Origin of the sequence: Rhodococcus sp. IEGM 27 (genome assembly GCF_033142305.1) — a bacterium.
GTDB lineage: Bacteria > Actinomycetota > Actinomycetes > Mycobacteriales > Mycobacteriaceae > Rhodococcus_F > Rhodococcus_F oxybenzonivorans.
In genome coordinates this window covers 1,180,880-1,195,035 of sequence record NZ_JAWLSG010000001.1, presented here as the reverse complement: position 1 = coordinate 1,195,035, position 14,156 = coordinate 1,180,880, and the positions used below count along the sequence as shown (strand labels likewise).

14 protein-coding genes are annotated in these 14,156 nt (G+C 65.7%); 3 read left to right on the top strand and 11 right to left on the bottom strand.

What is annotated here, in order from left to right; genetic code table 11:
- Positions 1-30: 30 nt before the first annotated feature.
- From R4P95_RS05635 to R4P95_RS05615, 5 genes are read right to left on the bottom strand one after another with little or no spacing between them, the layout of a single operon-like run.
- Positions 31-534 carry an aromatic-ring-hydroxylating dioxygenase subunit beta gene (locus R4P95_RS05635; protein WP_317743827.1) on the bottom strand — a complete coding sequence of 168 codons (504 nt, stop codon included), beginning with the start codon at positions 532-534 and terminating at the stop codon, positions 31-33.
- Positions 524-1,810: an aromatic ring-hydroxylating dioxygenase subunit alpha gene (locus tag R4P95_RS05630; protein WP_317743825.1), complete on the bottom strand. Its 1,287-nt coding sequence runs from the start codon at positions 1,808-1,810 to the stop codon at positions 524-526. Before R4P95_RS05630 ends, R4P95_RS05635 begins: the two co-directional genes overlap by 11 nt.
- Complete coding sequence (locus R4P95_RS05625) at positions 1,810-2,307, bottom strand: nuclear transport factor 2 family protein (protein WP_317743824.1); 498 nt, start codon at positions 2,305-2,307, stop codon at positions 1,810-1,812. Before R4P95_RS05625 ends, R4P95_RS05630 begins: the two co-directional genes overlap by 1 nt.
- Positions 2,308-2,312: 5 nt before the next feature.
- Positions 2,313-2,690 (bottom strand): hypothetical protein, encoded by a 378-nt coding sequence (locus R4P95_RS05620; protein WP_005255968.1) that lies wholly within the window; start codon positions 2,688-2,690, stop codon positions 2,313-2,315.
- A 28-nt stretch (positions 2,691-2,718) separates the two neighbouring features.
- Complete coding sequence (locus R4P95_RS05615; RefSeq protein ID WP_213573899.1) at positions 2,719-3,879, bottom strand: acyl-CoA dehydrogenase family protein; 1,161 nt, start codon at positions 3,877-3,879, stop codon at positions 2,719-2,721.
- Positions 3,880-4,077: 198 nt separating this feature from the next.
- On the opposite strand from R4P95_RS05615, the gene R4P95_RS05610 reads away from it, so the two are divergent.
- Positions 4,078-5,583, top strand: coding sequence for a PAS domain-containing sensor histidine kinase (locus R4P95_RS05610; protein ID WP_213573896.1), 1,506 nt, complete (start codon positions 4,078-4,080; stop codon positions 5,581-5,583).
- Positions 5,584-5,680: 97 nt separating this feature from the next.
- Entirely contained in the window at positions 5,681-5,950 is a 270-nt protein-coding gene (locus R4P95_RS05605) for a hypothetical protein (protein WP_213578316.1), read from the top strand.
- 81 nt (positions 5,951-6,031) lie between these two features.
- Here R4P95_RS05605 and R4P95_RS05600 read toward each other — a convergent pair whose 3' ends face one another.
- The 6 genes from R4P95_RS05600 to R4P95_RS05575 all read right to left on the bottom strand — a co-directional run bounded on the left by R4P95_RS05600 (position 6,032) and on the right by R4P95_RS05575 (position 13,047).
- Complete coding sequence (locus tag R4P95_RS05600) at positions 6,032-7,741, bottom strand: amidohydrolase (RefSeq protein ID WP_317743822.1); 1,710 nt, start codon at positions 7,739-7,741, stop codon at positions 6,032-6,034.
- Positions 7,742-7,773: 32 nt separating this feature from the next.
- Positions 7,774-8,295, bottom strand: a complete 522-nt coding sequence (locus tag R4P95_RS05595) for a DUF5134 domain-containing protein (protein ID WP_317743820.1) — start codon at positions 8,293-8,295, stop codon at positions 7,774-7,776.
- An 8-nt stretch (positions 8,296-8,303) separates the two neighbouring features.
- Positions 8,304-9,737 (bottom strand): APC family permease, encoded by a 1,434-nt coding sequence (locus R4P95_RS05590; RefSeq protein WP_317743818.1) that lies wholly within the window; start codon positions 9,735-9,737, stop codon positions 8,304-8,306.
- Positions 9,730-11,688: a primary-amine oxidase gene (locus R4P95_RS05585; protein WP_317743817.1), complete on the bottom strand. Its 1,959-nt coding sequence runs from the start codon at positions 11,686-11,688 to the stop codon at positions 9,730-9,732. Before R4P95_RS05585 ends, R4P95_RS05590 begins: the two co-directional genes overlap by 8 nt.
- Before the next feature lie 168 nt (positions 11,689-11,856).
- Positions 11,857-12,438, bottom strand: a complete 582-nt coding sequence (locus tag R4P95_RS05580; RefSeq protein ID WP_213573886.1) for a TetR/AcrR family transcriptional regulator — start codon at positions 12,436-12,438, stop codon at positions 11,857-11,859.
- 72 nt (positions 12,439-12,510) lie between these two features.
- Positions 12,511-13,047, bottom strand: a complete 537-nt coding sequence (locus R4P95_RS05575; protein WP_213573884.1) for a MarR family winged helix-turn-helix transcriptional regulator — start codon at positions 13,045-13,047, stop codon at positions 12,511-12,513.
- A 115-nt stretch (positions 13,048-13,162) separates the two neighbouring features.
- Between R4P95_RS05575 and R4P95_RS05570 the strand changes: the two genes are divergently transcribed.
- Positions 13,163-14,125, top strand: coding sequence for an MBL fold metallo-hydrolase (locus tag R4P95_RS05570; RefSeq protein ID WP_317743815.1), 963 nt, complete (start codon positions 13,163-13,165; stop codon positions 14,123-14,125).
- The last annotated feature ends 31 nt before the right edge of the window (positions 14,126-14,156 follow it).

Genomic DNA, 14,156 nt, shown 5'->3' with positions numbered 1-14,156 from the left:
GTTCGATCGATGAGGTTCGGAAAATGCTGGTCAGAGCAGGTAGCCGGAGGCGTTGACCGCTGCCTGCGAGTTCACCAGCCGGATGACCTTGAGATCCAACCGCCGTCCGCTCTCGGTGTACCGGATGCGGTGCGTGACGTCGGCGGCGAGGGTCTGCTGATCGTCGCGCTTGAAACCCACGAGGATCTGCGCGGACCTCACGGTGATCGAGTCCTCGCTCCGATCCTCGACCGTGAAGCGCGAGACGGTGCGGACCGTCCGGGCGGCGGCGAGTGCGGACATCGAGTAGCCGGAGGTCAGACGTTCGATACGCATGCGGCGCATGCGAGTGTCGTCGTTGACCATGTTCAGCGATCCGTCGAAGTCGTCGGTGTCCGGGTCGATGGGAATGACGTACCGGCCTTCGTCGGTCCAGAGGGCGTCCCACGCCTGGTAGTCCTTGGCGTCGAGGAGGGCCGCTTCGTGCCAGATGAGTTCGATCGCCTGTAGTACGCGGGTGTCGGCGAACTGGGCGGTCATCAGATCAGTGCTCATCGGTCATCATCCTCTTCCACATTGCGTAGGCCTCGCGCATTCCGGTTTCGTCGGTGACGTGCGAGGTGCGGTGTCCGTTGCTGTCGAGCGCTTCCCGATTGAGGCCGCGGTTCACCATGATCGGCATTCCGGGTGCGCCGCGGGATCCGCGTTGTACCCGATCCCAGGCCTCGGAATCGTCGGGGCTGCCGAACCCGAACGGGCCCTGGAAATGTTCGTGGATGCGGAGGCGTTCGCGGTTGACGATCTCCGGGCCGCCGTCCATGCCGAGGGCGATGTGCCGGATCTCGGTCTCGTCGACCGAGATCGGGCGTAGGACCCGGAAGAACGACATCGACATCGCGACGTTCGGGAAGATGTTGAGGTTGAATCCGGCGCCGTGCATCGAGCGGACGATGCGGCGGACCTTGTCGGCGGGCATCGTCTTCGACAGTTCCTCGACGATGTGGTCGAAACGGGCCTGAATCTTCTCGGTGCCGTCGTCGTGGTCCAGGTCGACGTGCTCCGGGACCATGATCGCGACACTGTGGCCGTTTCCGAGAGCGTGCGTCACGGCGTTGTCGTCGGTCATGAAGGAGAGCATGTCGGCGGTCTCGGCGTCGACGGAGGACATCCAGGACCGGTGCACGATCGGGAAGTGGTACCCGTCGGTGGTGTTCTCCAACTGGATCTTCCAGTTTCCGCGGAAGCGAAAGCAATGTTCGCCCTGCGTCTTGATGGGGTATCCGGCGCCCTGCTTCATGAACAGGTCGATCCACACCTTGGCGTCACCGAGGAAGTCGTCGAGGGGTTCGACCTCGGGGTTGAAGCTGGCGAAGATCATCCCGGCGTAGGACTCCACCCGCAGGCTCTGGAGGGGGAGGTCCTTCTTGTCGAGGTTCTCGTCGTATCCGTCGGGGTACGGAATTCCGCGCAGACGACCGTCGAGGGCGTACGACCAGCTGTGATAGGGGCAGGTAAATCCGTTCGCTTTGCCTTTGGGGACCTCACAGACGCTGGCCCCGCGGTGGCGACACCGGTTCAGCAGGACATTGAAGTTCCCCTTGCGGTCGCGGTTGACGATCACCGGCTGCCGGCCGATGGTCGCCATCTTGTAGCTTCCGGCCTCGGGGATCTCGCTCTCGTGGGCAACCCATACCCAGGTGCGGTAGAAGATCCTTTCGAGTTCCGCCTCGAACATGTCGGGGTCGGTGTACAGCGATCCGTCCACGCGGTCGCCCGTGGCGAGGTCCGCGAAGTTGGTGTCGGTGGTGGTGGGATCCAGGGAAGTGGTCATCAGTTCCTTTTTCCATTCGATTCGAGCAGTCGTGTCGCCTCGTCGAGGCGAGTGACGAACAGCTTCTCGGTCGTGAAGTGCTTGATCCGGGCGACACCGCCCTGCACCTCACACTCGGCGGTGATGCGTGCGGCGAGCAGTTCGGCCGATTCGTCCTCGTATCGCGAGAGCTGCTGCATGATCCACCGCCCCCGCGCCGCAGGGCCGTCCACCTCGATCTGCTCACTCCCGAGCAGGTGTACATTTCCCCGGAAATGGGAGTTCGGTGGAAGATACGCGGTGAGCATTCCGACGATCTCCGGCCGGCCCCGACGCGTGCCGAACTTGTGCGCATACTCGCCGATGCCTTCCCACACCGCGTCGGGCGTGAACAGCGAGGCGAGTTCTTCGACCGAAAAATCCACGGAGGGAACATCGCACAGTTCCATGTAGCGGCACATCACGCGGTGCACGGCCTCACGACTTTCGATGCGCTCGGCCGCGTTCGCAGAGTGCATTCCGCTCACACGCCGAGGTCGACGTCTTCGCGGACGGTGAGCGCACGGCCGATGCGGGCCTCGATCTTCGCGTATCGCCACAAGGTGTACTCGCCGACCGGTGTGGTGCGGAAGAGGTTGCAGACGGCCTTGACGGTCTCCTGGGTGTCGACGTCGGCGAGGATGTAGCAGGTCCAGGGCCAGCCGTCCGACGGTCCGACCAGATGGCTGTCGTCGTCGATGTCGCCGATCACCCGGACTCCCGGTGTCTCGGCCACCGCGTCCATCATTCCGGAGAACGCCTTCCACACCAGCCCGCCCTGGCCGGTCGGGAGGTCGAAGAAGTTCTGATTGATGCCGATGCAGAACAGGACTCGCAGCGGTGCGGTCTTGGTGTCACTCACGATGATCTCCTCGATTCGAACGGGGTGGTCAGATGAAGCCGGGGAACGGCGGGATGTCCATGAGTACCGCACCGGCGCTGTCGTAGATACCGTCGCCGAGGAAGGCGTGCTGCGGCGGGACCAGGGCCTCGCGCATGTATCGCTGCATCGCGTTGCCGTCGTAGATTGCCCCCGTGCCCGACAACTGGAAGGCGGTGTGCACGGCGGAAGAGCCCGCCTTGGCCACGTGTGTCGAGGACAGACGGAGAAGTGCCGCAAGCTTGTCCGGAACCGGATCGCCGGCGACCACCGTGGCGTACGCCTCGTCGGTGACCTCGTAGAAGAAGGCACGGGCGGACCTCAGCGTCGCCTCCGCCTTGGCCAGGTCGATGCGATAGTAGGCCCGATCGGCGAGCTTGGGCGCTCCGGTGATTCCCGTGCGTCCCGCACCGACTTTGATCGCGTAATCGAGCGCGGCGCGGCCCACTCCGAGATTGACGACGGCCAGGACCTGGGCGGCGTACGCGATGGACGGGTAGCGGTAGAGGGGTTCGTCGACGGTCGGGGTTCCGCCCCGGATGAACGTCCAATCCTCGGGGACGACGACGCCGTCGACCTTCAGTTCGTGGCTTCCGGTACCCGACAGGCCGACCACGTCCCAGTTCTCGACGATCTCGACGTCCTTCGGCCACAGCAGTGCGGTGCGGGGTTTTCCGGCTGTGGAGTCGCCGCCGCGAATTCCGACACCGAGAATGTCGGCGCCCTTGCAACCGCTGGCGAACTTCCACTGCCCGGTGATCTTCAGACCACCCGGCACCTGCTGCGCGGGTTGGACCGGGAACAATCCGCCGGCGAAGACGAGGTCCGGGCTGTCCTTGTACAGCTCCGCCTGAGTCGCGAGCGGCAGTGCCGCCAGGTAGACGAGCGCGGAGCCGAAGCTCGCAACCCAGCCCGCCGACGCATCCACCGCGGAGATTCGTTCGATCATCCGCAGAAACTCGCTCGGGGGCAGTGCGTCACCGCCGAATCGGCGAGGGGTCGCCGCGCGGTAAATGCCGATCTGCTTGAACTCGTCGATCATGTCGCGAGGCACGAACTTCTGGCGAGCGAACTCTTCCCGCCGTAGTGCGACGTGCTCGAGGACGTCCTCGAACGACAGCGTTCCGTTCGCGGCGGCGTCCGTCGTGTCGAGGGTCGGTGCGTTGGTCATCAAATACTCCGATCGACGCGAAGTAGAAGGGGTGTGGCGTGTTTCGTGTCGAATTCACGCTATTGCGGTGGTGGGCATCACTCAATCGGTGCTTCCTTCCGCCGACGTGCAGAGATGTCGCCTCGGAGTAAAGGATTTCCCTATCGTGTCCGCTGTCTGTCCGCTCAGTAGACTCGACGTGAGCCGAAGGAGGCCGCATTGTCCGATCTCGCGCCGTCCGACTACGAACAACTCGTCGAGTCCCTCCGCTACTGCGTCCTGGTCCATGATGCGGCCACCAAGGACATCCTCTGGGCGAACAGGGCTGCGTCGGAACTGCTGGGGTTCACGGTCGAGGAACTCAAACCGCTCAAGGCGCCCGATATGAGTTCCCGGGCGAAGCGTTACCGCCGGTCGGTGGGACGGCGGTGGCTGCAGGACGCTGTCGACAACGGGGCGGCGGTCATCGAATGGGCGTATCGCGCGAAGAGCGGGAGGGAAGTCCTCACGGAGGCGATAGCGGTCCGGGTCGAGTTGAGCGCCCGGACCGTGGTGATGGTGCAGTTCCGCGACATCGAGCAGGAGACGTCGATGCGCCGTGACCTCACCCGCACCGAGGCCGACCTCACCCGCACCGAGGCCCGCCTGGCCGCCTTCCTACGGAACATGGCCGAGGGAATCCTCGTCCTGGACGACGACAGCCGTATCACGTACGCGAGTGAGGCGGCGTCGCAGCTCCTGAAGGTTCCGGTGGCATCGCTTGTCGGCGAACACTTCACGGAATTCTGCCGGGCGGGGCAGTCACGGGAGAGCGTGCGGCGCGCCCTGGAACTGACAACCGCTGACGGAGGCTCCCAGAGCCTGCGCTACGAGGTGGAGCTGACAGCCGGAGAGCGCCGGTGGCATGCGGGGAGCTGCCAGAACATAGGTATCGAGAACGATCTGAGCGGCCACCTCCTGCTCTTCCACGACGTCACCGAACACGTCCGCACCGAGCAGGAGCACGAACGGGACTCGCAGTACCTCAATTACCTGGCCCGGTACAACGCGATGGGCGATATGGCCATGGCCATCGCTCACGAGCTGGCCCAGCCGCTGGCGGCGGCCACCAATTTCATCGCCGGAACGCAGAGCCGCCTCGACGACGGCCAGAGCAATCACGACGAGGTGAGCTGGGGCCTGGGGGAGGCGCGCAAACAGATCGACCGGGCCAATCAGATCGTCCGGAGTCTGCGTGAGTACGTGACGCAACTCGAGGAGTCACAGCAGATCGTCGATCTCAACGACATCGTCGACGAATGCGCGTATTTCATCAACATCCGGGCGCGGCAGAAGGAAGTTCGGGTCGAGTACGTCCGTGTGCACGACACCGTTGCCGTCGTGTGCGAACGTGTGCTCACCGGGCAGGTCATCCTGAATCTGTGTTTCAACGCCATCGACGAGATGGCAGAATGGCCGGCGGCCGATCGCATCGTGACGGTACGCACCGACGTCACCGAGACGGAGGGCGTCGTGAGCGTCGAGGACCACGGCAAGGGGCTCTCGCACATCCCGGACGGCCGAATCTTCGACGGCGTGTTCACCTCGAAGTCCACGGGTCACGGAATCGGGCTCGCACTGAGCCACCGCATCATCACCCGCCAGGGTGGGACACTCACCGCGCGCGAGAACGAGCCGCACGGGGCCGTCTTCACGTTCACATTGCCCGCCGATCCGAACCACTGAGCGGACGACCCCACGCGGGTAAAGGTTTCTTGGATTCCGTTGCGCCCGATCTGGTTCTAGCCTGGTGGGAAACACCACCGCGGCCCGGAGGTACCTCGTGGACTATTCGCATCATCACCGGACATTCCTGACCTGTTACGCCGATACCCACCGCTACGGCTGGCACCACGTCGACCTCTTCGTGCACGACGAGGACGGCAACGAAGTGAACTGGGTCCACTGGCAGACCCGGGAGGACGGACCGGACGGCGCCGACGCGGCCACCGCGCGCGTCGAACCGAACCTGCGACGGACCACCGACTGGCAACACGGAATCAGCGCCGACGGCAGCGAGTACTGGATCGCCGAGGCGGCATGGGCTCAGTGAACCGGAGGATCGGGGAGGCGCCCCACAGCCGGTTCGCCGACAAAGCGGCGAACCGGCTGTTCTGACGTATCGGTACCGGGCTTACGCGACGCTTTCGGCGACGCGCTGGAACACGACCTCCCCACCCAGCACGGTGGAAACGACCTGCATTGCCGGAATGTCGTGTGGGTCGATGGTCTCGAGGTCGCCGTCGAGGATGCACAGGTCGGCCACCTTCCCGACCTCGAGGGAGCCCTTCCAGTCGTCGGCGAAGTCCTGCCAGGCCGCGTTGATCGTGTAGGTGCGGACTGCGTCGGCGAGCCCGATGCACTGGTCGGGCCCGCTCACCGCGCCGCTCGCCTTGCTCTCGCGCAGGATCATCGTCGAGATGCCCTGGCGCCAATCGGGTGGTGTGACCGGTGCATCGGAACTGCTCATCAGGTGCACCCCGGATTCGACGGCGCTGCGATACGGCCATTCGTAGGCGGCTCGCTCGGTCCCGACCACCCCGACCTCCAGGTCGGCGATCGTCCATTTGATCGTCGGGTTCATGTTGACGCCGATGCCGTTCTCGGCCAAGCGCTTCAGGGTGGCTTCGCTGATGAAGTCGCCGTGGATCAGGTAGTGCCGGGCCTCCTCGCGGGGGTGCGCATTCTGCGCGGCGATGATCGCGTCGGCGACGGTGTCGATGGCACGGTCACCGGTGACGTGCACACCGACCTGGTAGCCGGCCTCGTGGCCGATGCGGACCATCTCGGTCACCTCGTACACCTGACGTTCGTCGGTGTCGCCACCGACGCAGAGTGAGCCGCAGCCGCCGCCGACGTACTCCTCGTGCATCCACGCGGTCTTGCTCGGCGGGATGCCGTCGGCGAACACTTTTACCCCGAGAACCCGGAACATCCGCGGATCCACCGATTCCGGAACATCGATCTCGGCGAGGTTCTGCCCGAAATCCTCAGCAGATCCGGACATTCCGGTGGGCAGGAGGAGAAGGTTGACGCGGGCGCCCAGTTCGCCGCGGCGGGCGAGGTCGGCATACACCGCGAGGCCCTCCGCCCCCATTGCGCCACCGGCGAGGGCCTCGCCGCCGGGGCCGATCGCGGGATCGGTGAAACTGGTGATCCCCTCGCTCTGCAGGGTCGAGATCGCCGAGCGGAGTGCCTCCTCCCGGCGCTCCCGGGTGAGGGCCGGGAGAACACGCTGCACGAGGGCCTGCGCACCCTCCATGACGATGCCGGTCAGCAGGCCGTCCTCACCGACGGGCATGAGGCTGCCCGGCGGCAACGGGGTGGTCTCGTCCACCCCGGCGAGCGCCAGCGCCGCGCTGTTCACCCACGACGTGTGCCGCGAGAAGTCCTGCAGGAATACGGGATTGTTCGGGGACACCTCGTCGAGGTCCCAGCGGGTCGGTGTCCGTCCGTCTTCGGTGAGACACTCGTCGAGATACCCGTCGTCCCAGCCGGTTCCGATGATCCACTCGCCGTCCCCTGCCGCCGCGGCGGCCTCCCGCACGAGTTCACGGACGTCCGCGATCGACCGGACCGTCGGGAACGACACGTCCAACGACAGCGGCGGGGTGTCGAGCCCGTACGCGATGGCGTGCAGGTGTGAGTCGTTGATTCCCGGGAGGATCGTCTTCCCACCGAGATCCGTGACCACCGTGTCCGGTCCGATCAGGGTTTCGATCTCCGCATCGCTGCCCACTTTGTGGACGAGTCCGTCACGCACCGCCAGGGCGGACGCGATCGTGAAGTTTTCGTCGACGGTGAAGACCTTGCCGTGGGTGTAGACGGCATCGGCGTAAGTCATCGGTTCCTCCAGGTTGCTGTCGGGGAGAGCGGTCAGACGGCCATCGGGGCCATTCCGAGGATCATCAATGCGGATCCCGCCGCCGCGGTCCTGACGCCGGACCGGCGTTCGCGGGGAGGTGTGGATCGAAAGAGGTGCAGTGCCACCAGGACCCAGCACACGAGGACGACGACGGGCAGCCAGCCCGTCGAGATTCCGGCGCCGCCGTGATGATGCCCCGGCGTCACCGAGGCCGACGCCGCCGGGGTGGGAGCGGACGTCGGGGCCAGGATCAGCAGCACCCCCATGGCGGTGAGGTCCACCGCGCAGGGCACGGCGGTTCGGCGGTGCATCGTCTCACCTGTGACGAAGACGGCGAGACCGATGAGGACGGCACCCTCGAGCAGGTGAATGCCCGCCGGCAGGCCGGGGATCAGCATCGCGACCATGGACACCGCCATCGCGCCGTGCGCGATCCGCACCCGGCAATCCGTTCCGTGCGCCCGCCACATCGGCACCATCGCGCCGACCGCTCCGACGAGCATCGCCGCGTGCACGGCAGGGATCTCGAACATCGTCGGACTCAGATTGTGGGGGTGAGTTCGCGGTCACGCTCGACGCCCGCCCGGCTCTGCCGGGTGACCCGGGCGACGGCCAGTCCGGCGACGAAGAACAGAGCGATGACGGCCAGCAGGATGTCCGCGAGTAGTTCCGACCCGCCGATCAGCGTGGTGAAGTTGTCGAGCACCAGCCCGGTGACGGCCACGAGACCCACGCATCCGAGCAGCGGGGCGATGCGCGTGTGCCAGAGCCGGGTATCCAGCCGGGTGCGGGCGAAGAACGCGACGATCGCGACGCTGGTGAGCACCATCAGCACCAGGATGCTCACGGTGGCCAGACCAGCCATCCAGGTGAACAGTTCCAGCACCGGGTCCGCGCCGACGAGCGCGAACACCCCGACGACCACCGTCGCCGAGATTGTCTGGGCGACCGAGCCGATATGCGGGGAACCGTGCTTGGTGTGGGTGCGGGACAGTGCACGCGGAGCCGCGCCCTTGCGGGCAAGGGCGAACACGTACCGGGAGATGGCGTTGTGGAAGGCCAGGAGCGGGGCGAACAGGCTCGTGACGAGCATGATCGCCATGACGTCGGCCGCGGGACCGCCCAGGAAGTGCGCGGCGGCGGCGAACGTCAGCCCGGCAGGGTCGGCGGCGGCTGCGGTGGACACGTTGTCGCTGCCGAACGCGAGCACCACCGCCCAGCTCGCCAGCGCATACACAAGTCCGATGACGATCACGGCGGCGTACGTCGCGATCGGAATCGTGCGCCGGGGGTTGCGGGCTTCTTCTCCGTAAATCGCGGTCGCCTCGAAGCCGATGAACGACGCGATCGCGAACATCAACGCGACACCGGGGGATCCGCTGAAGAACGACGTCGGGGTGAACGACGCGAAGTCGATACCTGCGGCCCCGCCCCGCACCAGCACGCCGAACGAGAGCACCAGAATGATGCCGATCTCGAGCACGAGGAGCACCCCGAGGACCTTGGCGCCGAGGTCGATGCTGCGGTATCCGAGCACGGCCACGAGAGCGATGAGTACCAGCGCCCACATCCACCACGGCAGGTCGGGTCCGCCGTACTGGACCACGAGACCCTGAATCGTTGCGGCGGCCAGGCCGTACACGGCGGCCTGGATGGCGGTGTAGGTCAGCAGAGCGAGGCCGGCCGCGCCGAGCCCGCAGGACTCGCCCAGTCCTTTGGCGACGTAGGCATAGAAGGCGCCCGTGTCGACCATGTGGCTGCTCATGGCCGCGTATCCGACGCTGAAGACGAGCAGGACCAATGCGGCAATGAGATAGGCGGTCGGGGCGCCCGCGCCGTTGCCGATCGCGATCATGACGGGCAGAGCGCCGCCGATCGCGGTCAGCGGCGCCGCCGCGGCGATGACCAGGAAGACGATTCCGACGACGCCGATGGATCCGCGTAACTTGCCGGCTCCCGTTGTGGTGTCAGACATCTGTCCCCCCGTCCGAGTGGCAGCTGCCGGCTCCGGTCGCGCAGTGCTTCGACGTCGTGCGCGGAACGTCGAGAGCGGGGTTGCGGTCGAAGAATCCGTTGGGCTTCAACGTGAACCCGGTGTAGTCGACGGGCATGATCGGCCAGTCCTCCGGACGCGGAAAGTGCGTGAGGCCGAACGTGTGCCAGACGACGACGTCTTCGTTCTCCAAATCGCGATCACCGGCAACGAAGCTGGGCAGCCCGGCACCACCCGCGTGCTGGTTCACGAAATCCCCTGAAGCGTAACGCTCCTTCTCATCGAACTGGGTGACCCACAGGTGCTTGGTGGCGAACGTCGCCCGCGCCGCGATCGAGGAGTCGTCGTCGGCCAGCAGGACCGGCTGCCCCTCCGGGTGGAGTGCGTACGCCACCGGCTTGCCCAGACGGTTCAGCTTGTTCGGGTTGCTGATGTGCCACACGCGTCCGACGCTGTTGTCCGCGAGGCGCTGCGCCTCGGATTCCTTCGTCAGCGGCGTGCGTTCGAGTGTGAAAGCGTTTCCGTGCGGGTTCCCGGGGCCCATCTTCACCCGCTTGGTCTGCACCTCCTCGACGGAGTTGCGGTCGCCGTCGATCATCATGTCGAGGCGGGCGCTGAACAGGTGCTGGTGGTACGGGGCGCCGAGGCCGGGAGCGATCTCCGAGGCGTACGGGTAGTCGCCGCCCGGGTGACCCGACGTGAAGACGATGCCGGTGGCCTTTACCTCGAACTCGATGGTGCCGTCGAGGTACAGGTACCAGAAGAAGCCGTAGTCGTAGTTGCCGATCGTGGTGAAGAAGGAGATGACGAGACGGCGCTGACGGCGGGTCTCGGCGGAGCCGGCCCACAGGTCGGTGTGCTTCCACAGCACCCCGAAGTCCTCCTCGTGCATGCATACTGCGTTCTTCAGCGTCTTGGGAGTACCGAACTCGTCGGCGATGACGGCGTCGAAGTAGGTGATGTCGCCGACGCAATCGCAACCGAGTTCGAGGGCGTTCGCGTAGCGGCCCACCATGTACTCGCCGGTGTCGAAGTAGTTCTGCCACGACCGGACCGGCGAGGGATCGCCGTAGGGCACCACCATCTCGGCGATGGACGCGCGGTGGATGATCGGGCGCACCCGATCGCCGTCGGCGAATCCGAGCTGGTGGAGAACGAGACCCTCGCGTGCGTCGAAACCGACTCGGAACGACCACTTCTCCCAGTCGACGCGGTTGCCGTCGACGACGAAGCTGGGTCCCTCGGGCTGGCTGATCTCGATGGGCTTCTGGGTGGTGCGCAGGGGGCCGGTGACGGCGAGGTCGTCGAAGTTGCCCGACTCCTCGGGGATCGGGACGGCGCCGAGGTCGAGAACGTCGGTGACGGTTCGGGTGATGACGTCGACGAATCCGACGAGCCCGTCGATCGGATGTGCCCAGGCGTGATCCTTCGGGTGGTCCTGGCGGAACGCGAGCCCCCGAAGGATCCGCTTGCCCGTCTCGCCGGGGTAGTCGAAGACACCGGCGGAGAGGGGAGCGACCCGGACGTCGGCGACGTCGAGGCCGCGGGCCGCGAGCGCGGCGAGCCAGCGTTCGTCAGCGGCCAGCACCTGTTCGACGAGCTCGAACTCCTCGTCCAGAACCGGCATCTGACCGTCGCGGACCGCGTCGAGGGTCACCGAGCTGATCACCGACCGCTGGGTCACGGACACCACGACGTCCACCGCGTTCGGCGACGAGATGTCGTGCAGCAGAACGCGAAATCGGCGATCGGCCTCGGTGCCAGCCGCCGTGTACAGCGTCGACTTGTCCGGTTCCTCGAGGCCGACATAGACGAATCTGGTCTGCTCGGTCAGCGTGTCGGCGGCCTCGAGGATCTCGCGGAGGGAGGCGATTTCTTCGACGGTCGGCAGCGACAGCGGGTGGTCGATTCGCGCAGGGGAAAGGGTGGGCATGTCGCGATCCTTTGGTTCTACGGATGTTGAATAAAAGCTTAGTGACGTACGTTACAGCCGAGGTGTCCTCGTGTAAACAGTGAGTTTCGCGCCCGGCAAACTGACCGTTCGGTCAAAAGCTTCTCTATCAGATTTCGCAGCAACGGTTTTCGCTGAGCGGCGGAAGGCTCAGAGTGCGGCGACGAACTGCTCGAGCATCTCCAGTTGACGGTCCGGCGACGTTTCGCCCGGCGTGAGGACGCCCAGAATCTGCATGCCCATCATCATGTTGAGCAATTGCTCCACCACGATGCTGACGTCGATGTCGCCGACGGTGCCCTCCTCGCGCGCCTGCTCGAGGAAGATCGCCAGTTGCTCGCGCCAGTTGTCCATAGTCTGTCGGTTGGTCGCAGCCATCTGCTCGTCGTACATGGCGCGCGGCCACAGCGAGGCGGCGATCCGGGCTTCGAGGAGTTTTTCTTCGTTGGTCGGCATCACTTCGCGGCAGAGGATGCGTAGGGCATCGAGTCCGGTCGCGTCGCCGAGGGCTTCCCTGATGCGGCGGTCGGTGGCTTCGGAGATGTGTTCGTACGAGGTCCGGAGGATCTCGTCCTTGCCGGCGAAGTAGTGGCTCAGGGCGCCGTTGGTGTATCCGGCCTCGGCGGCGATGTCGCGCATGTTGGCAGCATCGATACCGCGGGCGGCGATCAGCCGCCAGGCGGCGGCGGTGATACTTCGCCGCCGCTCGTCGTGATCTACAAGCTTAGGCACGACGCGTACCTGCCCTGTCGGCGATCATGCGACCACGGTATCAATGCGCTCCACCGAGTACCGAGGCAGCGCTTACCGTCGGGCGGCCGACCGGGCGGCGGTACCCGTGGCGAGTTTCTCCAGCAGTCCGATGAGTGTGAGGCGCTCGCGCTCGGTGAGCGCATTCGCCCACTGCTGCTCGCGTTGGTTGTGGATGGTGTAGGTGCTGACGATCGCGTCGTGCCCGGCGTCGGTGAGGCTCAGCTGGACCGCTCGCCGGTCTGCGGCGGATGTTTCCTTCCTCAGCAGTCCGTCCCGCTCGAGCGTGTTGACCAGGGCGGACACGGCCGCGCGACTCATGCCGGACAACTGGGCGACCCGTTTGGACTCGCAGGGGCCGGCGAGCCACAGCACGAACATCACTCGGAAGCCGGGCCAGCTCCACCCGCTTGGCCGGTGCACGCTCGACTCGAGGTCGTACACCAGGGCGCTGGTCACCCGGTGGAGAGCGAGGACCAGGCGCATGGAGACGGGGTCGACCTCGGGCAGTTCCGCGGCCGTCTGCTTCACGGCGAAATCGACGAAGGACAGAAAGTCGAGTTCGTCGGCGGGCGGAGTTGTCGAGGTCATGGCTGTCACGATAGCGCCGATCCGCCGCGAAATTATCAAAGCTTTGCTTTTTCTGTGAGGACGGTTACATTGGACGGACCAGATGATCAATGCTTTGACTATTGAGGTGGTTTCCATGGCGACAACATCCTTCGCATCTTCGGCGGACCTGGGGGAGAAGGAACAGACCCTCGAAGTGCTGGCGGACGGCGTCTATGCGCTGACCGCCGAGGGTGATCCGAACATCGGGGCGATCGAGGGCGAGGATTTCGTCGTCTGCTTCGAGGCGCTGGCGACTCCCGTCGCTGCGCAGAGCTGGCTGACGAAGCTGCGTGAGCACACCGACAAGCCGGTGCGGTACCTGGTGCTCTCGCACTACCACGCTGTTCGGGTGCTCGGGGCGTCTGCGTTCGACGCGGAGACCATCATCGCCCACGACAACACGTTGGCGCTGATCCATGAGCGCGGAAAGCAGGACTGGGAAAGCGAATTCGGTCGCATGCCGCGACTGGCCAAGGGCGCCGACTCCGTGCCCGGTCTCACCTGGCCCACCATGACCTTCTCCGACACACTGTCCATCGACCTCGGGGGTGACCGGGGCGCGCTGGAGTTGCAGTACCACGGACGCGGCCACACCGAGGGGGACATCGTGGCGTGGTTGCCGAAGCACCGCATCCTCTTCGCCGGTGATCTCGTGGAGGCCCAGGCGGCGTTGTACACCGGCGACGCATTCCACCGTGATTGGTCGACCGGGACATTGGACGGGCTCGCGGCGCTGAACGCCGAGGCGCTCGTCGGCGGTCGCGGCGCGGTCTCACGCGGGCGCGCGGAGGTCGATGCCGCGATCGGGCAGACCCGGCACTTCATCGAAGTGATGCTGCGTGAGGTCGCCGCGGTGCAGCAGCGGGGCGGCACATTGAAAGAGGCCTTCGAGGCCACGCACGCCGCATTGCACGAGCAGTACGGGCACTGGCCGATCTTCGAGCACTGCCTGCCCTTCGACGTCTCCCGTGTGTGGGACGAGCTGTCGGGGATCGAACGTCCGGTCATCTGGACTGCCGAACGCGACCGTGAGGTGTGGAATCAGTTGCAGGACTGAGTGAGCCGACGTCGCCGCTATCACTGTTTCA